Raw genomic sequence first — 24,076 nt, 5'->3', positions numbered from 1 at the left:
TCTGGCTATTTTGAGTCAATTTAGGGCGAATAATGAACTTCCTCTGCACTTGGTTGGAGGTTCCAAATATCGCTAATGCTCGACTCATATTACAAGCTAAGGAATGACGTTTTTGTTCTGGCTATTTTGAGCCAATTTAAGGCGGATTATGAACTTCCTTTGCACTTGCTTGGAGATCCCTAATATCGCTGTGGCTCGACTCATATTACAAGCTAGGGGATGACGGTTTTTCCTGGGTATCTGGAATGACGGTTTTTCCTGAGTATTTGGAATGACGGTTTTTGTTCTGGCTATTTTGAGTCAATTTAGGGCGAATTATGAACTTCCTCTGCACTTGGTTGGAGGTACCAAATATCGCTAATGCTCTTTTGGAATGACGTTTTTTGTTCTGTTTAATTATTGCTTAAAATTGACGTTTTTCTGTTCTGATAATTTTATCGAATCAAAATCATTACAAGCGTTTTTGTAATTTATGAAACAATTCAATGTCGTGTGCCATAAAACGTTTTGTTTCAATGCGATTGAGTGACTCTCTCAAGCCTTCTACGTCATTCACTTCATTTGCAATTTCCGCCAGTCTTAAGTAGCTAAGACTTTGATATGAAATTTCTTTTATTAACGATGCTTGTTCAATCACTTCTCTCAATCTAATCTTAGCTTCATCAAATCGTCCTTGAAAATGTAAAGCTCGTGCCACGTTATAACTTGTCATCAATTGATAATGAATACCCACATCTTTATGTGCAAAATCATAAGCTAACGAAACATAGTTCAAGGTCGCATCACGGTCGTTTAAACGGTGGGAAAGATGACCAAGTATCGTATAAATCTGCTTCTTAATGTAATAGTTATTGTGACTCAAAAATTTTCGTTCTAACTCTAAAAGTAATGATCGCCCTTTTGTGTAGTCACCGGTATAAATTTGAAAGGTAGCATAGTCGATAATGCTTTGTGGCGCGCTACTCGTTAAATTGGAAAACGCGTCATCTACACGTTTTATATAAGGAGTGAGATCTTCATCACCGTTGAGCTTACCCATTTTTACTTTGTACATCAGAGAATTGATTTCAACTCGGTGCGGCAACGATGGCAGCGATAACAAAGCGTTAGTTTCTTTTAGTACTGCAGGGTAATCTTGGGCTTGGAATAATAAATCTAATAAATTCAATTTACGATGAAACCACAAATGTGAAGCAACAGGAGTTTTTTCAATTCTCTGAGTTAAGTCATCAATGCATAGGGCCAAATTTTTATCACACACAGTACGTTTTGAGTCGTTCGCTTTGACCGGTAACGTGGCAACAAACAACACTAGAAATATTAACTGATGTAATCCGAGATATTTATACATGACCAACTTCAACAAACTCATTTCTATAATTGACTAATTATTTGCAGAATAGCAACAAAAACCGCGCATAAAAAGAAGCTTTTTAATCGGGATAGATTATCCATCTAAGCGCACGCCAACCCCTGCTCAACTCATAATAGCCGAAATTTTTGAGAACCTGTGGGCGAATTGTTTTTTTTAAATACTTACTAAAAAATAACTGACCGCAAACACATAAAACCTTGTGTATTTATTTATACTTGAACCCACAAAAATGTAACTTTGATCGCAAGAAAACAATTCCCATTGAAAAACCTCACGAGACAAATTATGGATGTTCAGAAACCAAGTCTGGATTCCATTTCCTGAATGTTTTATCCAGAATTTCATTCGCTCGTTTTTTGAAGTCGGGGTCATTGCCCATACCTATCAAACTAGGAAAAGTCAGTAGGTTCTTTTCAATTCCAATACTATAGCCGTCAAACAAAACGTTGCGGTTTAGCATGTTACGTATATTTTCAGATGACTCTCCGTCACGTAAATAAAAATAAATCGCACATGGCCAACCAGCACCACTTATTGCCTTGCCACACAAAATATTTGATTTTTTTAATATAGGTAAAACCGCCTGGGCATAACGGTCATCACCCCTGAGATTTATCTGAACTCATGTCCTGAAACGGAAGTACTGCAATTGAACGTTCTAGACTATCGTCAGCACTTGAGTCATTCCACTTATCGTATGAAATGAACCCCAGAGCAAGCAAAAGTGCCACAGCCAACATATAGTTTATTTTGCTGCCTGTTTCATGTCGAATAGACTCAGCTTCGTCAACTTCATGAGAATATTTCAGCCCCTCTGGCGTTAGCTCAAATGCCCAGGCAAAAATGCAGGCTACCGGAAATCCGATCGCCAGCAACACAGTAATGATGGTGCTAAATACAGTGGGTAGATGTAATGCGGGGGAAATAACAGAAACAATTTGCAGAATTAGCCAGCTCGTTATTAGATAAACCGTAGCAACTTTAAATACGTTCCGTCGTTTGAGTTCGCTAATAAAGCTCATGCAACCTACTCCATTCGATTAGAGTAAATAACAATAACTAAGTTACCCAAACGGTGCAATTATTAATCAGATAAACGCAAACCGACAGCTATATGAATTTACAGCCTAAAGCTTGTGATGAATAGAACGGAAAAATCGCTGGCAGGTTACTGAAAAGGTAGTACAACCCTTACCGTCAATCCACCTTCATCACGGTTAAAAAGTCCGATGTGACCATGATGCGCATCAGCAATTTCTCGGCACAAAGCAAGTCCAAGTCCGCTGCCACTAGGTTTGGTAGAATAAAAAGGAATTAGTGCGTTTGCCATCACGGCTTCTGAGATGCCTTTTCCTTTATCCATAACAGAGATACAAGATTCGTTTTGGCGTTGTTCAAGTTTGATACACACATCCGCCGCTAGAGAACCAGACTCATGTGCATTTTTTAACAGATTAATTAGCAATTGTTCTAATTGCACAGGATCTGCATAGACAATTTGTCCGGGCTCAGATAAATCGACAAACTGCCATTGAGACTTCAACATCGCTATAATCTGTCCCCAGTCATTTGCTTGCACTTTAGGTTCAGGAAGTTTAGCGAATTTACCGTACCCCTGCACAAAGTCGCTCAAGTGCTGAATACGCTCATCAATGGTAGAAAAAACCCGAGCCAAACGAGCCTCTTTGATGTTTTCACTTAAAATTTGTCCACTGTGTAACATAGAGGAGATGGGGCCAAGTGAATTATTTAGCTCATGGCTTATTACTCGAATAACCTTTTTCCATACCGCCACTTCTTGACGACTTAACTCACGTGTCATTTGCTTTAAAATAAAAAGTGTATGACCTTGATTATTTAACGAAAAATATCCTGTAGACATGTGCCATGTTTGCGGCTCATCATCATCAAACGTAATAGAAAAAAGTCCCTCTCTTTTTTCTTCAATCGCAACTTCAACACCTTTGGGAGCTGACTTCAATAAAGTCGATATTCGATTGCCATCCAGCCCTTTTGAAGAATTAAAAAAACGTCTAGCCGCGATATTGCTAAAAATCACTTGCTGCTGATCATTAACAAGAAATAACACTTCTGGAGAACTTTGGGTTATTTTATCTAACAGCAATTCTCGCTGATATAACCAATGCTTTTCTTCTCGAAGATTCAGCGCGGTGCTGTTATACAACGAGCATAATTTGCCGAGTTCATCGTCATTTTGATAGGACAACGTTGTCGAGTATTCGCCATCTTTAAGATTTAATAAGCCTAGCTCTAGTGCAGATAGGCCCTCTCGGATATCCCTTAACAAATAACGTGCTAATAAAACACTTCCGATAACCACCGCTATTGCGCTTATTATTTTCGTATTTAAAGAAAGGTCGTCTAAAAAAAACAGTGGCATAGTGCAAATGCTACTCACAATAACAACGACGGCTATAATTCTAGGAAGCACATTGGCAAACATCAGTAGGGTATCTCAAACTTATCTAAGCGCCGATATAGAGCTTGTCTACTTAAGTTAAAGTGACGAGCGACGCGCGCAATCACCCCTTTGTGCTCTCGCATTGCAATTTCTAATTGTTGTTTTGTAGGTCCCGCATTGGCTTGTTTTGCTACAGTTGGTTCAAGTCTGTTATTCACTTGCTCACTAAGCGCAAAATCTTCAGCTTCAATCACACCGATTGGCTTTAAGACAGCGACCCTTTTACAGCCATTTTCAAGCTCTCTAACATTACCTTGCCAAAGATGACTTTTAAGCGCATTTTCTGCAGATAAACTTAGCTCTCTATTTGGCAAAAAATGATGCACCAGAGGCATGATATCGTCTACTCTGTTGGCTAGTGAAGGTACGTGCAATTCAATTACATTCAGTCTGTAAAACAGATCTTCCCTAAATTCACCAGTTGCAATGGCGTCTAAAAGATTACTGTTTGTTGCTGAAATCACTCTAACGTTAGTTTTTATTGTATTTACCGAACCGAGACGTTGAAACTCACCCGTTTGAATAACCCGCAACAACTTTGTCTGCCCAGAGTAGGGAAGATTGCCAATTTCATCTAAGAACAAGGTTCCGCCATCAGCGGCTTCAAATAAACCAATTCGCTTTTTGTTTGCGCCAGTATAGGCACCCGCTTCAGCACCAAATAATTCGGCCTCAATTAAGTCAGCAGGTAACGCACCACAGTTCACTTTGATAAAAGGCGCGTCAGGTATAAGGGAGTTAGCTTGCACGACTTCTGCTATTTTTTCTTTCCCGCTCCCGTTAGCACCTGTAATTAATACTGAAATGTCTGATTTTGCGACCTGAACCGCCATGTCAACAACACGCTGCATAGCAGGGCTCGCATATACGAGACCGACATTGTTCGCAATTGACTTTGTGCTTTCAGTTATCGCTTGTTGACGTTGTAGCTTCTCACTTGCTTGATTTGCTTTACCTAATGCCACTAAATTTACAATTGTATTTAGTAGCTTTTGGTCATCCCAAGGTTTTGCTATGTAGTCCACCGCACCGGCTTTAACTAATTCAATTGCTTGCTCTAAATCAGTCCAAGCTGTGATTAGAATAACAGGCAGATGGGGATCTAAATGGCGCAGTTGGTAAAATAACTCTTTACCTTCATCGCCGGAAGTCGTGTCTCCGGTGAAATTCATATCTTGAATAACAAGGGAGACACGCAATTGATTCGCGTATTGTAAAGCCTGGACAGGTGATGTTGTTGTAATAACATCGTAACCATGAATTTCAAGCAATAACGACAGAGCTTGGAGAACTGCCGGTGTATCATCAACGATTAATATCTTATCCATTGCCTGCTCATTGCTTGAATATATCCTTTTTGGAATAAGCATATAGCCTACCAATTATGACCATTAAATACTACGAGTCGCAATGCTCGGAGATATGTTAGCAGCTTTAGTTGCCGGCATGACGACCGAAAGTAGACTCGCAATAAAAACAAATAGTGCGGTCATTAATACATAGAATGTATCAAGCGCTGGCATGGAATAATTTTCTAATAGCAACTGACCCATAAATATTGCAGCAATCGAACCAAGCACAAGCCCGAACACACAAATAATGGCGTTCTCAATTAAAAAGTAACGCACAATCGCTGACTTTCTAGCCCCTAATGCGCGCCGCGTTCCTATTTGTTTGGTACGTTTATTAATATTAAACACCGTGAGGCCAAATATTCCAAGACCCGTTATCAGCACAAGGACAATGATAAGAGTGATGAGCATACGTAACATTAAAATATCTGAAGCGTTATTATCTCGTTTATCTTCATCCATGCCTTGTAAGCCAATAATCACTCGCTTGTTGTGATCTTGGATCATCAAGTCTTCAATCTGGCGCATGATGGCAGTTCGTTGCTCAGGCTCGGTACGGACAATTATTTTCTGAAATATCGAGGCACCGACAAACGGTATGATGGATACGTTATCAGGACGACTGTCTTTCAACCAAGCACTCTTCATCGGCTCCGCAATACCGATAATTTTCAGTGGTGCAACGCCAAAATAAACGGTTTTTCCAAGTGCATCCCCGGTTGGAAATAGCTCTAAACCTAGTGCTTGTGTAATGATGGTAACTTCAGGGAAGACATCTCTACTTGCAGACATAATCACTTCATCTGGACGGAAATTTCGCCCTTCAAGTAAGTTTACACCAAGCGTATCTAATGCGTTTTCATCCGCTAAAAAATAGGCGGCTCGAACATCTGGGCCCTCTTCAGTCGCAGGTTTTAGGCTTAAACCACCCGCTGAACCACTGCCAGACAAAGGAACTGCGTTAAACAAACTTGCATTCTTAACGCCAGGAATATTCCGCAACATCGTTTCGGTTTCTTCAAATTTTTGCACTATGTCGAGTTCTTTATCAAACGTCATAGTGGTAAAACTAAATATCTCATCTTCTGGATAGCCAGTTTCTTGCGATAAAAAGTCTATTCGATCTTTTGCGATAAAAGCCGCGTTGCTCACAATAGCGGTTGTAATAGCGATTTGGATAAGCAACATTATTGCACCCGCTTTGGAGCGAAGCAGTGAATTAAATATAGGTTTAATTTCTAACATGATAGCTCCTATTGCGTTTTTAAGTAGATGGCAGGTTGCGTCTTACATACAAGCCAAGCGGGATAAAGACCGGCGATTATACAAGCGCCTATCGCTATTGCTGGCGCGGTTAAAACCATGGTCAGATCCATACCAGCAAGATCAGCATATTGGCTACTCGTCACTCGCACTCCCCATAAACCAAGCTGGGCGATACCAATACCAATAACTCCACCGAGTAAACCAAGTACCGAGACTTCCACAAGGTGCTGAAGAAAAATTTGACGCTTGTTTGCACCTAACGCTCTTCGTACTCCAATTTCAGGCGCTCTACGAATAAACTTACCAAGCAGCAGTCCCAAAATGTTAGCTAAACAGACTGCTAAGAACATAAAGCTGAGTCCGACCAATATTTTATTATCTTCCGATACCACTTTGTTGTATTCCATCCATTCGTTGACATCTTGTAAATTGAACTCTGGTTTTTCACGTGTATATCGGCCTTTAGTACCTTGTTCAGTTAAATAGGAAAACAGAAAATCATGATATTGTTTCACGTCATTTTCTGTTGGTAATTCTGCCCAGAACTGCACCCAAAACATTTCAGACTGCAGTTGGCCTTCAAACGTAGTCACATTCTCATGCTTCCAGCCATTGGTATTGCCACGACTGACAAGTTGCATAGGTTCCCACAAGGTGAGGGGGATAAAGATAGGCTCCGGCGCATTAAACGAACCGTTGTTTAGGTCGTAATACTTAGTATGAATTTGCCACTGTTTAGTCACGCCAACGACGGTAAAAATTGAATCGTCGAGATAAATTTGTTTTCCAACCGAGTTTGTACCACCAAACAACTTATTGTTTGTTTCTTCATTAATAACAACAACAGCGTCAGCGGCTTTTTCCTGCGCTAAACTCCAAGGAGAACCATAAATAAAGTGTTGGTCAAACATAGTGAAAAAATCTTGTCCTGCCGCCCTAACCGACGATAAAAAAGGTTTCACGTCTTGGTTATTCATATGAACAGTAAAGGCGGTGCGTATAGACGCCGTTTTACGAACTGGCGTTTCAGCATTGTGCAAATACATTGCGTCTTTGTAAGTCAGCTGTAACGGCACATTATCAGACGTCCACCATTCATTTCCGTCGTCAGTTGTATTAAGTTGCACCGCAAAAAGTTGGTCGCTCTTATGCGGAATAGGGTCCATCGACATCATGTGGTAAACCGACAAACTGGTCATCGTGATGCCAATACCTATAGCGATGGCCATGACCATTAAAGCCGATACTAACGGCGTGCGCTTTAAGCTGCGCCAACTTAAATCGATATAATGAAAAAACATGTTACACCTCTGCCATAGACTGTTGTACGCGCTCAGCAACAGAGTCCGAGGATTTGTTTTGATACAAGGTAAAGTCCGCTAACTGCCCATCAACAACTTGAATATTGCGTGGTGCTCGACGCGCGAGCTCTTGGTCGTGCGTCACCATAATGATGGTTGATCCTTCACTGTTAATATTTTCTAACAGTTCCATCACTTGACGCGCCATTAGGCTATCTAAGTTACCAGTTGGCTCATCGGCAAGTAAAAACCTCGGTTTGCCAGCTAACGCTCTTGCAATTGCAACCCGCTGTTGTTGACCGCCTGACAATTGTTGAGGTAAGTGTTTTGCTCTGCTGGCTAATCCAACTTTCTCTAAACACTCTTCGATACGTAGTTTACGTTCCGCTGCCTTGATACCTCGATAGCGCAACGGAACTTCAATGTTTTCATATAAGCTTAAGTCGGGTATTAGGTTAAAGCCCTGAAAAATAAAACCTATTTTTTGGTTTCTTAGGTCCGCTCTTTCATTGTCACTTAGAGAACCAACATTCACGTTATCAAGCATAAATTCGCCACCAGAAAAGGGTTCTAACATGCCCGCTATATTTAAAAACGTTGTTTTTCCCGAACCCGATGGTCCTGTCACAGCGATGAATTCGCCTTCTTTAACTTCTAAATTAAAATCTCGTAACGCGTGGGTTTGAACTTTTTCCGTTTGATATACTTTGCTGATATTTTTCATGCTTAACATGGTTGTGTTCCTTTCTATGTTTAACTGGTTTGCTGCGCAAATTTTGTTTTATTCTTTATTAATCCGCTTCTTAATTTAATAAGAAGGAGTCGGTTTTACTGTATTCGTCATAGTTCGAAATAATAATTTGATCACTAGGGTTTAAACCGGACAGTATTTCTACTTCTCTCATGCTTTTAGCCCCAAGTTGGATCTCAACTTTTTTAGCAATGTCGCCCTCGACCTTAAATGCATAAAAACCGCCTGATTGCATAAAGCTGCCGCGGCGAACTTTCATTACGTTCGTTTTGCTTTCAAGCAGAACTCTTGCGGAAACTTGTTGATTCTGGCGAATACCGGTAAGTTGTTGCTGATCAAAACGCACTCTGGCAGTAACTTGTCGATTTTTTACTTCCGGCGAAATGGCTGATAATTTGCCCAAGAAGGTAGTTCCCGCAATGTTAATTTCTGCCTGCATTCCAATTCCAAGATCATTGGCATAGCTTTCTGCTACGTTCAGCTCAACCTCATATGCACTTAAATCGACAAGAGTCATCAACGCGTCATTCTTTTTAACCAATGCACGCTGTTGAACTAATAAATTTCCCACTACGCCTTTTACCGTCGCGAGTATATTTAAGTCATTAATCTTACGTTTTAGTTCTTCCAACACTAAGGCCTGACGCGAGACGGTACTTTTGGCACTCGCCAATTCGAAAGCTAAACGCTCTTTTGCAACACTCACTTCTTCTTTTGCATGTTTATAAGTCAATTCTGCTCTAGCCAGATCATCAACCGCCATTTCAAAGTCGATTTCACTGATAAGGTTACTTTTCATAGATGCATGAGCACGTCGGCTTTCTCGTTCTGCCGCTTCTAAATCCACTTGTGCTATATCAAGCAACTTAGTCAATTGTAGTGTTTGGCTACGAGCATCTAGCTCCTTGCGTGCTAACTCACCTTCAAGGCGTTCTATTTCCGACGTTTCTTGTTTTAACAGATTGGCTAGTTCGGGGCTGTCCACTGTAGCAACGATCTGGCCGAGATTTACGGTATCGCCTGCTTTAACTTTGAGCGACACAAACCCTTGCTCAGGGCTGTAAACTTGTGGGGCGTTAGCAGCGACAATACGACCATTAGAAACGATATCACGCACTAACTCCCCCATTTCAACACGAGCGATTTGCATAGAAGCGCGATCAAATGAATGGCTAACTGCGGATTTGTTCATTAATGTTTTAGCTGTAAAAGTAATCACAATTAGCGCTATGAGAATGATAATCGCTATTTTTTTAATGTTCGGTTTTGATTCAATAGCAACATCCTGCGCACTTGTATCCTTAATCATCTTCTCAACTCCATCGACCATGAATGCAGTCATTCATATGCCTTTTTAATAATTTAATACTCTGGTTAAAGCGAGGACCATGCCAACAGGTAAGTAACTGATTAATATGGGTATAAACAAAATAACAATAAGAATAAAGTGTCCGCGGACAGTTTAAAGTGTCCGAGCGGACACTTTTGATTTAAGGACTAAGCTATGTTTATAGTTTTGAGTAAATACGCGCCATGGGGAGGAATTAGAGTGCTTTGTTTTCACTTGATTCTCTGGCATGCAAAATATCAACCCCCACAAAAATGAGAAGATTAGGGTAAGAAATTTAATTGGGTTTGTAACATTTAGAAATAACGCGGTACTGGGCAATTATGAGTTAGTATCAAAGGTTGGCTCTGTGCTATCAGCGGACCTTCAAGCGTAACTCCTTTCTGCCCCTAAGTGCGTTAACGTAAATACTCTAAGGTCTGCTTTGAGCGAAAAACAGCCGGACAAGCACCTTCTGATTGTAATCATTCTTTCCCTATAGCTGACGTTCGAACTTTCCTCACTAATAAAGGATATCACTCCGTTAGTATGCAAAAATTAAATCTAATTATCATATTTCATGCAAATTTCATAAATATGAAGCTAGTTCCGTTATTTAATAAATTCAACAAGTTGATGATGTAGTAATACCAACGAATTACATATCAAGCCAACTGATTAAAAGTCAGTTGGTAGGAGGTGAATATACTGGTTTATAACGGTATATATATAGTGATTGACAACAGTTAGTACCACTGAAATTTAATCAATAACACTACTATAATAGCTGTTTTAAGTGGTTAAAACTGGTTGATTCAGTTATTTTTCACTGTTTAATAGTGAAATTCAATCATCTAAAGGAGTTTTTACGGTAAAACTATTCCATATTAAAGTTTGTTAAAAGTTTGTTGTTATTTCAACTGATTGACGCGTTTTTGGTGTCGGAGTTTTTTACAATATCACAGTGTAAAATATCCTGTAAATTTTTATTGCATTGAAATTGTTGAATATTTTAATTTGGTATGGTTTTTGTATTATAGTAAAAGTATTAATAAATTACTATTTTAATGATTACCTACCAAATTTGATGGAAGGGATTAAAAAGGAATATCAAATGAAATTTAAACTTTTTGGAAGAGCTCTTGCTGGATTAATATTCCTTTCTAGTTGTGTAGCTAATGCAGGACTTATAGAAGCCGATCTGTCAGTTGCGAATGACAACCTTGCTGTTTACGACACATCAAGTAATTTAACTTGGTTAGACTTAAGTCAAACATTTGGTATGTCAATAAACACAGCTATCAACAATTTTAGTGAATTTAGACTTGCGAGCCAAAGTGAAGTCATAGGTTTATGGACTTCACAATATCCCTTGATTGATTTCAACCTACAGTTCAACTATTTAGCGGCTGACGTAAATACCGGAAATCAGATAATGAGTTTATTAGGTTCGATTTATGGTCATACTTTCGGAATGTATGTGCAAGACAACAGTGTTATTGCAAATATAGGTACAAGAACAGACGGAAAATTGTTTACTGATGAGAACTGGATAAGTTATACATCAAGTTTAGATTTTCAAAGCAGTTGGCATGGTGTTTATATGGTTAAAAAATCGGAATCTGTACCAGAACCATCAACACTTGCTATTTTTGCATTAGGAATGATTGGTTTAGCATCACGTCGATTTAGGAAACAATCTTAATATAGATTCTTTGTAGTAAATTCCAGAAAACATCAATTGTAATGATTGGTGTTTTTTCGTATCTGGTAATTAGTAAGTTAGGTTTTTAATAGTTAAACCTTACCATAGGATAATTAATCCTTTGCTATGCCATATTTGTATAGGACTTCAGACACTTTAGCTTAATATTTAGCACTACTGGCGTTAGTTTTATTTTTTTTGACAAAAATTCACCAGTTCAGACCTGTTTTTTACGAGTCATTGTCGCGATGGTTGATGTTAGATAAGCTAAGGCTAATGTCGAATCTTTATTATTGTTATGTTCGCAAATTGCAACGTGTGCTTTATTGCTAATAATTAAGACAACTAACCGACTAGCTGAGATTGGTACAAATCAGCCCTTAGCTTCTAAATTGGTTTTGTCCAAATGCGAGTTACAAACTAACTCGCCTTTGCCCCCCTTATGAGTTAACGCAAATACTCTAAGGGCCCCATTAAACGGTCAACCGACCGTTCAATTACACCTCTAGCGTTTTCATTATCCCGCACCTTTCAACTGTACTGTCTGAAGAACAGGCTTTCTTCATTATTTGAAGTTCTGATTTTAATGCATTTAACTCCTTTATTCGCTGGTTAACTAAATCGAGCTGTTTTGCAATCAAGTCATTTATCGAGGAGCAACTTTCCTCTGGTCTGTGCTTAAGGTCAATCAATGTCTTAATATCTAACAAAGGAATATCAAGGTTTCGACAATGTTTTACGAATTCTAGTTCTTTCAAAGATTTTTCATCATATAGCCGAAAATTTCCTTCGCTGCGGCTGGGTCGATTAAGCAACCCTTCCTTTTCGTAATATCTAATTGTCTGTATGGAGCATCCAGAAACCTTAGATAGTTGGCCTATTTTCATATTTTTTAACCCTTGCTTGACTCTATAGTTACTATAGGTTTTATAGTTGTGCAAAGCAAAACTAACTAAGTGATAATGATATGAACAAGAGCTATTTAGTTGAAACAAAAATACTAAATTTTAGTCACGATGCGATTCAACGATTGATTAAAGAACGAGGTTGGCAGAATTTAGACGATTACAATAAGGTTGGTGCCGCCTACACTTTTGTTAAAGACGAGATTCAGTTCGGATATAACCGCAGCGATGACATAGCCGCAAATGAAGTTTTGGCTGATGGATATGGACAGTGCAATACCAAAGGAAACTTGTTAATGGCCCTATTAAGGGCACTTAGCATTGAGTGCCGATTTCATGGCTTTACGATTGACCAGCAACTTCAAAAAGGCGCAATACCTTCATATGTATTTTGGCTTGCGCCTAAATATATTATCCATAGTTGGGTTGAAATATTCTTAGATGGTGAGTGGATCAATTTAGAAGGCTTTATTCTGGATGATACATATCTAACTTCAATCAAGTCTAAGTTTAGCCAAATTAAAGATAGTTTCTGTGGATATGGAATCGCTACAACATGTTTGTCAAATCCTGAGACCGAGTGGACTGGAAAAGATACATACATTCAAAAAGAAGGCATTCATGATGACTTTGGTTTATACAACTCGCCAGATGAATTTTACAGCCAGAAAGGGACTAATTTATCAGGAGTAAAACGTTGGTTATATCAATCAATGATTCGTCATCTTATCAATATGAATGTCAATCGACTGAGAAAGACTAGCAACCAAAGCAGAGGTTAGAATGCACAGCCACAATCATAGTCACCACCATGCGCATGATAAAAATGAGCGCATTGGTTGGACGTTTTTTCTTAATGTCACTTTTACCATCATTGAATTTATTGGTGGTTGGCTAACCAATAGTACTGCAATCATGGCTGACGCGGTTCATGATTTAGGTGACAGCATATCTATCGGTTTTGCTTGGTTGTTGAGTCACTTTTCAGATAAACAAGCGTCTTCAACGTACAGTTACGGTTATAAGCGTTTATCACTGTTTGGTGCTTTAATAAATAGCGTAGTTTTAATTGTTGGCTCTATCTTTATATTAGTTGAAGCTATCCCTAGGTTAGCTCATCCTGAAATGCCGATGGTAGAGGGGATGTTAGGATTGGCACTACTCGGTGTTACAGTCAATGGTTATGCCGTATATAAACTTAAGGCAGGAACTACGTTAAATGAAAAAGTATTATCGTGGCATCTCTTAGAAGACGCTCTTGGCTGGGTGGCAGTCCTAATTGTTTCTATTATCTTGATGTTTGTGGATTGGCCTATTTTAGACCCGTTATTATCGATAGCTTTCACACTGTTTATTTTGTTTAACGTGGTCAAAAACTTAAAATCGACCTTAGCACTATTTTTACAAGCGTCACCTGATGAAGAAACACAAACCAAGATAACGGATGCCTTGTTATCTAATTCTGAGGTGAAAGAGATTCATCACATACACTATTGGTCTTTAGACGGGGAAAGCCATGTGTTAACTGCACATTTGCTATTAAAAGAACAATTTGATGTATCTACTATAAAATTGCTCAAAAAGACCATAGCTGAAGATTTAGCCACTTTTGACTTGTCTCATACAACCATCGAGTTTGAGTTTCCTGACGAAGTTTGCCGAGATGATTAACATAAATGCTATACAACGAATTTAGATTTGTACTCATAAATTTGTTATCTTACAGCCGTCTAACGAAGAGAATTTAATTTTGAACACTAACGTTGCTTTAAAAATACTGCTGATAATATTGATTGTTTTACAATCGTTTGTCACCGTATCTGCGAGTATGGAAACTCACCAGTTAGACGTTGAGCATCTACAAGTCATTCATGACCACGAAACAGATCACTTTTCTCAACTAGATATTGGTAACGAGCACGATATAGACGACTGCCACCATTGCGGACACTGTAGTGGCAAACATACCAGTTGGATTTTGATAAAAGCGCTTACACCAAACCTATCTTTAAATCACTCAGACAACTTTAACAAGTTAATTTTGTTGCCTCTAGGTACTTCAACTAGGCTCTATCGACCACCGATCAGTTAACTTTACTCCATGCAGTGCGCTTTTGCGCAAACACAATTTGGTTTAATAAAAGTTAAGAGTCATTATGAATAATATTTTTCGAATCACGGGCATTGCCTTAGTGATCATTATTGGCGTGTTTTCAATAAACACAACACTGGCTAATGAAAGTCAAAACATCACAACACCCGATGAACATTCACATGAGCATGAAAAGCCCACTAAGGAGCTTGCTCATGACCACGATCATGCTAACGACAAAGGAAATAACCCTGAAAATCTTGCAGTAGTTGAAGATGAGCATGAAGTTGGGGTTACCTTAAGTACTGAAAAAATTAATTTAGCAGGCATTAAAGTTAATGCTGTTTTCCCAAGGGCACATCTAAATACGGTGTACGCCCCCGGAGAAGTGAAAGCAAATGGCTATAAGAGCTATATAGTTTCACCTCGTACCGATTCTGTGGTTATTAATCGCCATGCGAGCTTGGGAGACCACGTCAAATTTGGACAACAATTGGTTACCTTGTTCAGTGAAACTATGGCTCAAACTCAAGCTGACTTTTTAATTGCGTCTTCTAACTGGAAGCGAACAAAAAAGCTAGGTACTAATAATATAAGCGAACGTGCACTTGTTGAAGCAGAAAACATCTACAAAGGTGTATTCGGCAAGTTGGTGGCTTTTGGTTTAACAAAGCAGGCAATCGAAACAATAGCCCAACAAGATAGCGCTACGTTTGGACAGTATGATCTCGTTGCTGAGCGAGAGGGCGTTGTTTTACAAGATGATTTCATGCAAGGCCAACGTATTGAGGCGGGTGAAACCATCATGTTACTTGCTGATGAAAAAGACCTATGGGTAGAAGCGAATGTTCCCCCAAATAAAGAACTAAATTTATCATTAGGTAGTCCTGCATTAATTGATTTGAATGGTTTTAAATACCAAGCCAACGTTATACAAGAAGCTCACACAATTGACCCTATCACTCGAACCCGAATTGTTAGACTGTCGATTACTAACCCTGAACATAAACTTCATTCCGGTATGTTTGTGAAGGTCTATTTTCAGTTCGAGTCGAGTAATGAAGTCATTGCCGTACCAGAAGAAGCACTAATAAGAAGTAGCGATGGTGACTGGACAGTGTTTATTGAAGATCACCCAAATGAATTTAAAGCGGTTGAAGTAACAAGAGGTCGGTCTTTTGGCGATTATTGCGAAGTTTTGGGTATTGAAGCCGGAACGAAAGTCGTTACACGCGGTGCTTTTTTTGTCGCGTCTGAGATAGCGAAGGGCGGATTTGATCCGCACAATCACTAAGGAGGCCAGCATGTTTAATCGAATTATAGATTGGTCTATTAACAACAGATTGCTTGTATTGATCTCAGTAGTTGCTCTGATAGCAAGTGCTTCGTTCACTATACCTAAGTTGAATTTAGACGCGTTTCCAGACGTTACAAACGTACAAGTAGCCGTTAATACTGAAGCGCCGGGGTTAGCTGCTGAAGAAGTAGAGCAACTTATTACCTATCCAATTGAAGCTGTGATGTACGCATTACCAGATGTAGAACAAGTCCGCTCTATATCAAAAACAGGTTTGTCGGGTGTTACCGTAGTATTTAAAGAAGGGACAGATATATATTTTGCTAGGCAATTGGTTTTTGAACGCCTACAGGCTGCCAAGGAGCTTATACCTGTTGGAGTTGGAACCCCTGAAATGGGGCCTAACACTTCAGGCTTAGGGCAAGTATTTCAATATTTGCTGATTTCGGATGACACAAGCAAGTACGATTCAATGGCGCTTAGAAGTCTGAACGACTGGATCATTAAATTACTAATAATGCCTGTAGACGGTGTAACAGATGTGCTGTCATTCGGTGGTAACGTTCGTCAATATCAAGTTAATGTCGATCCTTCCATATTATTGTCCTACGAGTTAACTCAAGAGGATGTGGTATCAGCGCTTGAAAATAACAACGCCAATGTCGGTGGTTGGTATTTGAATCGTGGGCAAGAACAGCTAGTCATTCGAGGCACAGGTTGGTTTGAAAGTGGTGATAAAGGTATTGCTAATATTCAGCAAGTGCCTGTGAAAACACTTAATGGTGTCGTAGTTACAGTGTCTGACGTTGCTAAAGTAGAACTCGGTGCCGAGATTAGACAAGGTGCTGTCACGATGACACGTAAAGCTGACAATGGCGCTGTTGAAAACTTAGGTGAAGTGGTCTCTGGCATTGTTTTAAAACGCATGGGTTCGAATACCAAAGCGACGATAGATGGTATTAATGCCAGAACTAAGCTTATCAATCAGGCTTTACCTGAAGGTGTAAGGTTTGAGCCTTTTTATGACCAAGCAGACTTAATTGAAAAAGCGGTGGCAACTGTAGTTGAAGCCCTTACTTTAGCTTTTATCTTGATTACTATTGTACTGGCGCTCTTTTTAATGAATTTAAGAGCCACATTTTTAGTACTGATTTCTATTCCAATTTCTATTGGTATTGCATTAATGGTAATGGCTTGGTTGGGTATTTCAGCTAACTTAATGTCGCTTGGCGGTATCGCTGTGGCTATTGGTATGTTAGTCGATGGTTCAGTTGTTATGGTTGAAAACATGTTTAAACACCTAAATAGGCAACTAGAAAGCGACAGTGATGAAGCAAGAATTGAAACTAAGCAAAAGTTAAAATTGGCAGGTAAAGAGGTAGCTCGCCCGATCTTTTTTGCGGCTTCAATTATTCTCGTTGTTTTTACGCCATTGTTTAGTTTCGAAGGTGTAGAAGCAAAGTTATTTCAGCCAATGGCTATCAGCATTATGCTAGCAGTGGTGTCAGCTATTGTCGTTGCTTTATTTATTGTTCCTGCACTTGCCACTTTCATGTTTAAAAAAGGAGTCAAAGAAAGGGAAAGTTTGATTTTAAAGCCTATCGATATTTTGTATCGAAAGTCTTTAAAAATCGCGTTAAAGCAAACCAAGTCTGTTGTTTTTGTATCACTAGCATTCTTTGGATCGGCAGTGGTTGTTCTTCCACAAATTGGTACTGAGTTCGTGCCAGAATTAGAAGAAGGAACGATTAACCTGAGAGTTACGTTAGCGCCTTCTTCTAGCTTGGAAACGGCACTTTCTGTTACCCCAATATTGGAAGAGAAGTTGATGGCATTTCCTGAAGTGACTTATGCACTTAGCCGAATTGGTAGAGCAGAAATTGGTGGCGATCCCGAACCTGTGAACAACATTGAAATCTACATTGGCCTTAAGCCTGTTTCAGAATGGACAAGCGCCTCTAATCGTTACGAGCTACAAGACAAAATGGAACGCTCATTGGAAGAGTTTCCGGGGCTGTTACTAAATTTCTCTCAGCCTATCGCTACTCGTGTCGATGAGTTGTTATCAGGAGTTAAAGCACAGCTTGCCATTAAATTATTTGGCTCTGATTTACAGGTGCTTGCAAACAAAGGGCGAGAAATAGAAGCTGCCATTAAGTCAATTGACGGTGCCAAAGACGTTGCACTAGAGCAGATTGCAGGTGAAGCACAACTTGTTATTGCTCCAAATCGACTTGAGCTTTCTAGATTTGGCCTATCTGTTGGCGATGTCATGGAAGTGGTTCAAGATGGGATTGGAGGCGTTGAAGCAGGTCAAATTATTAACGGCAACGAACGCTATAACATATATGTGCGCCTAGATGAGGAATTTAGAGCGAACAGTGAAGCAATAGCCGATATAAGGCTTCAATCTCCTACTGGGGCATGGGTGCGAATTGGTGATGTAGCATCTGTCACTTTTGAGTCTGGACCTCCACAGGTTAGACGAGATGATGTGCAGCGTAGAGTGGTAATTCAAGCCAACGTCCAAGGCCGTGACATGGGAAGTGTAGTTGAAGATATTCAAGCAAGGATAACCTCTGAAGTAGAGTTGCCAGCAGGTTATTCAGTATTGATTGGTGGACAATTCGAAAGCCAGCAACGAGCGCAACAACGTCTTTCTATAGTCGTACCGCTATCATTGGCTTTGATTGCACTACTCCTTTATTTTGCATTTGGTTCAGTAGGACAGGCTATTTTGATCCTGCTAAATGTTCCACTAGCCGTTATCGGTGGTGTATTTTCACTTTACTTTTCGGGTCAGTACCTATCGGTTCCAAGCTCTGTTGGCTTTATTACCTTGTTTGGCGTGGCTGTGCTTAATGGAGTTGTCATGGTGGAAAGTATTAACCAACGAGTCAAAGATGGATTTGAAACCACTGAAGCAGTATTTGACGGTGCGACTTCGAGGCTACGCCCTGTGCTTATGACTGCAATTACATCCGCACTAGGCTTGATACCAATGCTGTTATCAAATGGAGTTGGTTCGGAAATTCAAAGGCCACTTGCTAGTGTCATTGTTGGAGGCTTAATTACAGCAACATTACTCACGTTATTTGTTGTACCAAGCCTATATCAGTTATTTTCTAAAGGAAAATTAAAAGATATTAGGTCTTAGCAACTCGATATAGCCCCATTCATCCTTTGCGCGGGGCTATTCAAAAGGTCATATAGAGACGTCCTTCACGCAGATTAAAAGTACCTTAAAGGTCTCTTAATGGCACAAAGCACGCATTCGTTCTAACTCATAATTGTCCATTGTCTTTGTTTTCCCCTCCAAATATCCAGCCTCTCAGGTTTTTAGTTTCAATGACAAATATTCAATATGGACTTATTAGAATATGATCTATTTGGGTGGTTCCATCGGGTGTTTTAAGTGTGACGTCATGGAATGTGGGGTATCTTTGGCCATTATCTTCACCTAATACTGCTATGATTCAATCATAACATCCTCTAATTAGGTGGCCAAAATCACTATGCCACTACATTATTTAATTTTGAATAAATATAGGATTAAGTCGAAGGTACAATCGCCCCCTACCGAGATAGAGCTAATCTTCACTCTTGCCGAGTTTATGAGCTAAACCAGTTCTCAAAATTAATAGAATTAAGGATAAATTCAGTTAATCTTAAGGTTTATGGGTTAACTTACGAGATATTTTATTTGTTAGGTAATACAAACTTTGAAAGTTTTAATTATAGAAGACTCAATCCCGCTAAGAAGAAGTTTAAGAGTTGGCCTATCCAACCTTGGTTTCACCGTTGACGACACAGGTGATGGTTCTGAGGGGCTAAGTATGGCGTTAGCAGGTAATTATTCATTGCTGATACTCGACCTTATGCTTCCTACCCTTAACGGTACTGCGATCTTAAAGGCAATTCGTCAAGCAAATAAAGATATTAGGGTATTAATATTATCTGCTAAAGATCTAACCGAAGATAAAGTGGACGGCTTACTTAATGGCGCTGATGATTATTTAACTAAACCTTTTTCTTTTGATGAACTTCATGTTCGTTTGCTGTGCCTAATGCGACGCGGCAGTTTAAACGTTAATGATAGTAGTATAAATATTGGTGCTATTTCATTAGACCTTCATTTAAAGCAGCTAAAGTGCGGAGGGACTGACGCTAATTTGACACCCAATGAATATAAAGTTGTTGAGTGCCTTTTTTCTAATCAAGGTAAAGTTATCTCACCAGAAAAGCTTAGCGAATATCTAGCGGGACAATATGATGCTGTAGCTAAAAATTCTATCGAAGCACATTTATCGTCAGCAAGAAAAAAAGTGAAAGCTCTGGGGTTCGAGTTACCTATTAAAACTAAACGCGGATTTGGTTATTTCGTAGAGAGTGATTTGTGAATTCTATTAAAAAGAAGCTCAGCCGCTACTTATCAATTTCGATATCAATACTCTTGGTTTCTATTCTTCTAGCAACAGATATAAGCGTTGACACGTGGATCAGTAGTGAATTTGATCGTGCTATGACTAACAAAGCTAGTTTACTCGAAACATTAGTCGAAGAAGACGAGCAAGAGGTTGATTTTGATTTTGCGGGTGAATTTATGCCTGAGTTTGAAGGTAAAGAAAATCCTGAATATTATCAGCTATGGCACAAAAATAAGGTATTTGAAAAATCTGATACTTTAGAGCTTTTTGAGGTCAATGAGCTACCCAGATTAACAGTTAACCTTGGGGGATCTAAGTTTAAAAATATTACTTTGCCTGATGGACGGCAAGGTAGGATGATTTTTACCAAATTCCTACCTCAAATTGACTCGGAATTGAGGAAAAAGCTTGGGGTAACTAGAGCTGAATTTGCAAAAACACAACAACCTATGGAATTTGCTTATGCCCTTAGTACAGAAGAGTTAGACTATATACTTTGGTACGTGGATATTATTTTTATTCTTGTTTCTCTACTTGCGGTATTCACAATAAAAAAAATAGTCTCAGTAGTTGTCGATAAAAGCTTAAAGCCAATCGATAATTTTAATAGTCAATTAGGAGAAATTAATCTTAACTCCGAGCAAATAAAAGTGCCTACCGACCAACTTCCAGAAGAATTACTACCTACGGCTAGCGCGGTAAATCAATTTATTATGGAAACTCACGAACTTTATAAACGTGAAAAACGGGTAACATCAGATATCGCACATGAACTCAAAACCCCTATTGCGGAGTTACTCAGCTTGAGTGAAGTTGCCATTAAGTTTCCACATGAAGAGCAAATCACCAGCCAGTTAGCCTCTGATGTGCAACAAATATCCAATAGGCTCAAAAATATAGTTAATGGAATTTTACTACTTCAAAAAAGCAGTACGACAACGGCTCTAGAAAAATCAGATATCAATCTAGTGCAACTAATTGAAAATACATTAAAAAGAGAAAACCTAAATAATAGAGAAATATCTTTCATAAAAAACCAAAATGGCTACACGGTAAAAACAAATAAAGTTGCCCTTGATACTATATTATCAAACCTGATTAATAATGCTTTTTACTATAGTCCAGACAACTCACCTGTAACCGTTGATATTTCAGAAGATAAAGACAATACGGTAGTTCAAATTTCTAATCTCTGCACTAATGGTTGTAACGAGGAAGATCTTAACCGATTTTTTGAACCTCTTTGGCAGCAAGATTCATCAAGAACTTCTACACAAAGATATGGCCTAGGGTTGGCAATAGTTAAGTCTTATTGTGAAAGGTTAGGCGCTTCTATCTCTGTGTCACTTGGTCCAGACAAACAAATAACTTTCACCCTCGTTATTTAATGAAAGCGCTTATCTATCTATTTGTTTTATTAATGCTACCGGTGAGTTTCCCTAGTAAAGGAGCTGTTCGCGATATTGGAGTCGATGGTTTACTCGACGAAGAGTTATGGCAAAAAGCGACTAATCATGATGAAACTTACCAAGTATCGCCTCAAACATTTAGAAAATTAAATAACAACCTTTCTTATAAATTTATTACTTCTGAGCAAGGAATATATTTAGCTTTAACGGCAATTATAAAAAATAAACTGAGGTTAAGAACCCAGGAAAATGACAAACTTTTTACCAATGATCACTTCCAAGTAATGCTCGATATGGATAATTCAGGCCAGACTAGCTATGTATTTTCAGTTAACCATCAGGGCAACTATTTTGACGGTATTTATAAACAAGACAAAGAATTAGATCTGGACTGGAGTGCCCAATGGCAATATGCCGTTAATGTTACTGATGATTTTTGGACAGCAGAAATATTTATTCCTTGGTCATCAATGTCTTTTAGCATTCAAAAGCAAAACCAATTTGGCTTAGCAATTAGCCGCTTAGATGAAGCTAGTAATTCCACTTATGCATCTATTCCCGCCAATTCGACTATGAATAGTTTTTTACAACTTTTTTCCAAACACAATGTTGTTGTAAAAAGTCATTCAGGCTTTGATATTTACCCTCATATTTCACTTAATCGAGATATTATTAACAACGATGAATCTGCGGATATTGGCGCTGAAATATTTTGGAAACCCACAAAAAATCAACAAATAAGCGCCACGCTTAACCCAGACTTTGGACAAGTAGAATCCGATGAACTCGTTGTTAACTTTTCCGCTATCGAAAGTTTTTTCACCGAGAAAAGACCTTTTTTTAATGAAAATCAGAGCATCTTTGATGTATCAGGGCCTGAAACACTCAGAATAGTGCATACGCCAAGAATTGGCGGGGATGCATATTATGATGACGATTATTCCAGCGACCTTGATGCCGCACTTAAATACACCTATGCCAATGATAACTTTGCGTTAGGGCTAATGTCAGCTTTTGAAAGTTCGTTAGATAAAAACTCTACCGGGCGAGATTTTTGGTTAATGCGGGGGCAATATTATTTTGGCGAGAATAAATTAGGTATTTCTTTAAATAACGTTTCAACTCCCAGCGTAGAACGTCAAGCACAGATATTATCTACCGACTTTATATACACGCTTTCAGACAGTACAGAGTTTAATGTCGGTATTATAAATTCGAGAGTTGAGCAGCAAACTTTACCTATAGATGGCGTTGGTTGGTGGATTACAGGCAGCTCTGAGTTTTCAATAAATCATAGCCATGAGTTTAGCTTGTTTAGCTACGGTGAGAACCTACAGCTTAATGATATAGGTTACGTCAAACGAGTAAATAGAAAACAGTTTGAATATGAGTATCAATATCAAATTCCAGACTTAAACCTATGGTCAATTAGAGACATGGCCTTTTCCTTAGAGTCAGAAATAAAAACCAACTTTCAAGATAAAAAGTTACCACTTCTCTTTGGGTTTGGTATTGAATTTGTCACAGAAGATGAATTCGAATATCAGTTTTCTATTGAACATGGCTCATCAGGTTATGATGACTTCCTAACTCGCGGTTATAATTCATTATGGTTGCCCTCATTTTACATAACCGAATTAGAAGTTAGCTCACCAGAATACCTTTGGGGGAAATTTGATTTCCAATTTGAATTAGGCACAGAAGGGTTTTCTGGTCGCTTTTACAATATACAAAGCAGTATTGAACAACAGTTCAATGATAATCTCTATGTTTCTTTTACTATGTCGCAATACAATAGTGACAGTTGGCTAGAGTGGGATGAAGGAAACATTATTGATGAGTTTGATTTTACTGAGCAAGGGTTTGAGATCAGCGTAAATTACCAAATAACGGATAATCATGAAATTAGAATAAAGTTAGAATCAGTGATTGGTAAAGCAAAGCACCTTGCAAATTATCAAGTTGATTCTAATGGCAAGGCTATACAAACCAATGAATCAGGTGATTTCTCTTTTGCAGAAAATGAGTTTCAACTGCGATACAAGTATTCATTTAGTAAGCTCACCGCCTTTTATTTAAGCTATGGTTTTGGCGGAGAATTCGAAGATGAGATTGCTAAGTTTGGTAAAAGAAATCTCTACAAAAAAGCGATTGAATCAAAAGAAGCACATAATATCTTCGCGAAGTTAAGGCTACATTTTTAAATTACTTGAATCACACTAGACTTTACTAATTGAGTGATTATTTTAACTCTATCGAGTCTATAATCATTGTTGCGACTTCATCACCATCTTTTTTCTGCAATACTTTAACGGGAACAAAATTATACTTTTCACTAAACCAAAACGTTGTTTTTCTAGTACTATTGTAACCCTCCCATATTTAGA

19 protein-coding genes are annotated in these 24,076 nt (G+C 38.8%); 9 read left to right on the top strand and 10 right to left on the bottom strand.

Annotation, left to right across the window (positions count from 1 at the left end; genetic code table 11):
* Positions 1 to 451 precede the first annotated feature (451 nt).
* The 9 genes from KO525_RS07585 to KO525_RS07545 all read right to left on the bottom strand — a co-directional run bounded on the left by KO525_RS07585 (position 452) and on the right by KO525_RS07545 (position 9,836).
* Positions 452 to 1,351 (bottom strand): tetratricopeptide repeat protein, encoded by a 900-nt coding sequence (locus KO525_RS07585; RefSeq protein WP_215963194.1) that lies wholly within the window; start codon positions 1,349 to 1,351, stop codon positions 452 to 454.
* Positions 1,352 to 1,658: 307 nt separating this feature from the next.
* Complete coding sequence (locus KO525_RS07580; protein WP_215963193.1) at positions 1,659 to 1,835, bottom strand: hypothetical protein; 177 nt, start codon at positions 1,833 to 1,835, stop codon at positions 1,659 to 1,661.
* Positions 1,836 to 1,974: 139 nt separating this feature from the next.
* Positions 1,975 to 2,397, bottom strand: coding sequence for a hypothetical protein (locus KO525_RS07575; protein WP_215963192.1), 423 nt, complete (start codon positions 2,395 to 2,397; stop codon positions 1,975 to 1,977).
* A 146-nt stretch (positions 2,398 to 2,543) separates the two neighbouring features.
* Positions 2,544 to 3,839: an ATP-binding protein gene (locus KO525_RS07570; protein WP_215963191.1), complete on the bottom strand. Its 1,296-nt coding sequence runs from the start codon at positions 3,837 to 3,839 to the stop codon at positions 2,544 to 2,546.
* Positions 3,839 to 5,185 (bottom strand): sigma-54 dependent transcriptional regulator, encoded by a 1,347-nt coding sequence (locus KO525_RS07565; RefSeq protein WP_215963190.1) that lies wholly within the window; start codon positions 5,183 to 5,185, stop codon positions 3,839 to 3,841. The genes KO525_RS07570 and KO525_RS07565 overlap by 1 nt, the downstream gene beginning before the upstream one ends.
* 63 nt (positions 5,186 to 5,248) lie before the next feature.
* Complete coding sequence (locus tag KO525_RS07560) at positions 5,249 to 6,454, bottom strand: ABC transporter permease (RefSeq protein ID WP_215963189.1); 1,206 nt, start codon at positions 6,452 to 6,454, stop codon at positions 5,249 to 5,251.
* Between the two features lie 8 nt (positions 6,455 to 6,462).
* Entirely contained in the window at positions 6,463 to 7,776 is a 1,314-nt protein-coding gene (locus KO525_RS07555; RefSeq protein WP_215963188.1) for an ABC transporter permease, read from the bottom strand.
* Between the two features lies 1 nt (position 7,777).
* A complete protein-coding gene (locus tag KO525_RS07550; protein ID WP_215963187.1) occupies positions 7,778 to 8,509 on the bottom strand; it encodes an ABC transporter ATP-binding protein in 732 nt (243 codons plus the stop codon).
* A gap of 70 nt (positions 8,510 to 8,579) precedes the next feature.
* On the bottom strand, positions 8,580 to 9,836 hold the full coding sequence (locus KO525_RS07545; protein WP_215963427.1) for an efflux RND transporter periplasmic adaptor subunit: 1,257 nt from the start codon (positions 9,834 to 9,836) through the stop codon (positions 8,580 to 8,582).
* A 1,132-nt stretch (positions 9,837 to 10,968) separates the two neighbouring features.
* Here KO525_RS07545 and KO525_RS07540 point away from each other — a divergent pair.
* The gene (locus tag KO525_RS07540; RefSeq protein WP_252736743.1) at positions 10,969 to 11,559 is read left to right on the top strand and encodes a PEP-CTERM sorting domain-containing protein; all 591 of its coding nucleotides are present in this window, start codon (positions 10,969 to 10,971) and stop codon (positions 11,557 to 11,559) included.
* Positions 11,560 to 12,056: 497 nt separating this feature from the next.
* Here KO525_RS07540 and KO525_RS07535 read toward each other — a convergent pair whose 3' ends face one another.
* On the bottom strand, positions 12,057 to 12,446 hold the full coding sequence (locus KO525_RS07535; RefSeq protein WP_215963186.1) for a Cd(II)/Pb(II)-responsive transcriptional regulator: 390 nt from the start codon (positions 12,444 to 12,446) through the stop codon (positions 12,057 to 12,059).
* An 80-nt stretch (positions 12,447 to 12,526) separates the two neighbouring features.
* Between KO525_RS07535 and KO525_RS07530 the strand changes: the two genes are divergently transcribed.
* The 8 genes from KO525_RS07530 to KO525_RS07495 all read left to right on the top strand — a co-directional run bounded on the left by KO525_RS07530 (position 12,527) and on the right by KO525_RS07495 (position 23,893).
* Positions 12,527 to 13,246 (top strand): transglutaminase family protein, encoded by a 720-nt coding sequence (locus KO525_RS07530; RefSeq protein WP_215963185.1) that lies wholly within the window; start codon positions 12,527 to 12,529, stop codon positions 13,244 to 13,246.
* 1 nt (position 13,247) lies between these two features.
* Positions 13,248 to 14,135, top strand: a complete 888-nt coding sequence (locus KO525_RS07525) for a cation diffusion facilitator family transporter (RefSeq protein ID WP_215963184.1) — start codon at positions 13,248 to 13,250, stop codon at positions 14,133 to 14,135.
* 79 nt (positions 14,136 to 14,214) lie between these two features.
* The gene (locus tag KO525_RS07520) at positions 14,215 to 14,556 is read left to right on the top strand and encodes a hypothetical protein (RefSeq protein WP_215963183.1); all 342 of its coding nucleotides are present in this window, start codon (positions 14,215 to 14,217) and stop codon (positions 14,554 to 14,556) included.
* Between the two features lie 64 nt (positions 14,557 to 14,620).
* Positions 14,621 to 15,850: an efflux RND transporter periplasmic adaptor subunit gene (locus KO525_RS07515; protein ID WP_215963182.1), complete on the top strand. Its 1,230-nt coding sequence runs from the start codon at positions 14,621 to 14,623 to the stop codon at positions 15,848 to 15,850.
* Positions 15,851 to 15,860: 10 nt separating this feature from the next.
* Positions 15,861 to 19,010: an efflux RND transporter permease subunit gene (locus KO525_RS07510; RefSeq protein ID WP_215963181.1), complete on the top strand. Its 3,150-nt coding sequence runs from the start codon at positions 15,861 to 15,863 to the stop codon at positions 19,008 to 19,010.
* A 565-nt stretch (positions 19,011 to 19,575) separates the two neighbouring features.
* Positions 19,576 to 20,253, top strand: coding sequence for a response regulator transcription factor (locus KO525_RS07505; RefSeq protein ID WP_215963180.1), 678 nt, complete (start codon positions 19,576 to 19,578; stop codon positions 20,251 to 20,253).
* Complete coding sequence (locus KO525_RS07500; RefSeq protein ID WP_215963179.1) at positions 20,250 to 21,668, top strand: HAMP domain-containing sensor histidine kinase; 1,419 nt, start codon at positions 20,250 to 20,252, stop codon at positions 21,666 to 21,668. The genes KO525_RS07505 and KO525_RS07500 overlap by 4 nt, the downstream gene beginning before the upstream one ends.
* Complete coding sequence (locus KO525_RS07495; protein WP_215963178.1) at positions 21,668 to 23,893, top strand: DUF5916 domain-containing protein; 2,226 nt, start codon at positions 21,668 to 21,670, stop codon at positions 23,891 to 23,893. Before KO525_RS07500 ends, KO525_RS07495 begins: the two co-directional genes overlap by 1 nt.
* The last annotated feature ends 183 nt before the right edge of the window (positions 23,894 to 24,076 follow it).

Source organism: Psychrosphaera sp. B3R10, assembly GCF_018861025.1.
Classification (GTDB): Bacteria; Pseudomonadota; Gammaproteobacteria; order Enterobacterales; family Alteromonadaceae; genus Psychrosphaera; species Psychrosphaera algicola.
This window is presented reverse-complemented; position numbering and strand designations above follow the sequence as displayed.

Bases quoted from the DNA above. Each gene is read 5' to 3' on its own strand.
- KO525_RS07575 (WP_215963192.1), bottom strand. From the start codon at position 2,397: ATGAGCTTTATTAGCGAACTCAAACGACGGAACGTATTTAAAGTTGCT.
- KO525_RS07580 (WP_215963193.1), bottom strand. From the start codon at position 1,835: ATGCTAAACCGCAACGTTTTGTTTGACGGCTATAGTATTGGAATTGAA.
- KO525_RS07525 (WP_215963184.1), top strand. From the start codon at position 13,248: ATGCACAGCCACAATCATAGTCACCACCATGCGCATGATAAAAATGAG.
- KO525_RS07565 (WP_215963190.1), bottom strand. From the start codon at position 5,185: ATGGATAAGATATTAATCGTTGATGATACACCGGCAGTTCTCCAAGCT.
- KO525_RS07530 (WP_215963185.1), top strand. From the start codon at position 12,527: ATGAACAAGAGCTATTTAGTTGAAACAAAAATACTAAATTTTAGTCAC.
- KO525_RS07540 (WP_252736743.1), top strand. From the start codon at position 10,969: ATGAAATTTAAACTTTTTGGAAGAGCTCTTGCTGGATTAATATTCCTT.
- KO525_RS07510 (WP_215963181.1), top strand. From the start codon at position 15,861: ATGTTTAATCGAATTATAGATTGGTCTATTAACAACAGATTGCTTGTA.
- KO525_RS07560 (WP_215963189.1), bottom strand. From the start codon at position 6,454: ATGTTAGAAATTAAACCTATATTTAATTCACTGCTTCGCTCCAAAGCG.
- KO525_RS07550 (WP_215963187.1), bottom strand. From the start codon at position 8,509: ATGTTAAGCATGAAAAATATCAGCAAAGTATATCAAACGGAAAAAGTT.
- KO525_RS07555 (WP_215963188.1), bottom strand. From the start codon at position 7,776: ATGTTTTTTCATTATATCGATTTAAGTTGGCGCAGCTTAAAGCGCACG.
- KO525_RS07535 (WP_215963186.1), bottom strand. From the start codon at position 12,446: ATGAAAATAGGCCAACTATCTAAGGTTTCTGGATGCTCCATACAGACA.
- KO525_RS07515 (WP_215963182.1), top strand. From the start codon at position 14,621: ATGAATAATATTTTTCGAATCACGGGCATTGCCTTAGTGATCATTATT.
- KO525_RS07570 (WP_215963191.1), bottom strand. From the start codon at position 3,839: ATGTTTGCCAATGTGCTTCCTAGAATTATAGCCGTCGTTGTTATTGTG.
- KO525_RS07585 (WP_215963194.1), bottom strand. From the start codon at position 1,351: ATGTATAAATATCTCGGATTACATCAGTTAATATTTCTAGTGTTGTTT.
- KO525_RS07545 (WP_215963427.1), bottom strand. From the start codon at position 9,836: ATGATTAAGGATACAAGTGCGCAGGATGTTGCTATTGAATCAAAACCG.
- KO525_RS07495 (WP_215963178.1), top strand. From the start codon at position 21,668: ATGAAAGCGCTTATCTATCTATTTGTTTTATTAATGCTACCGGTGAGT.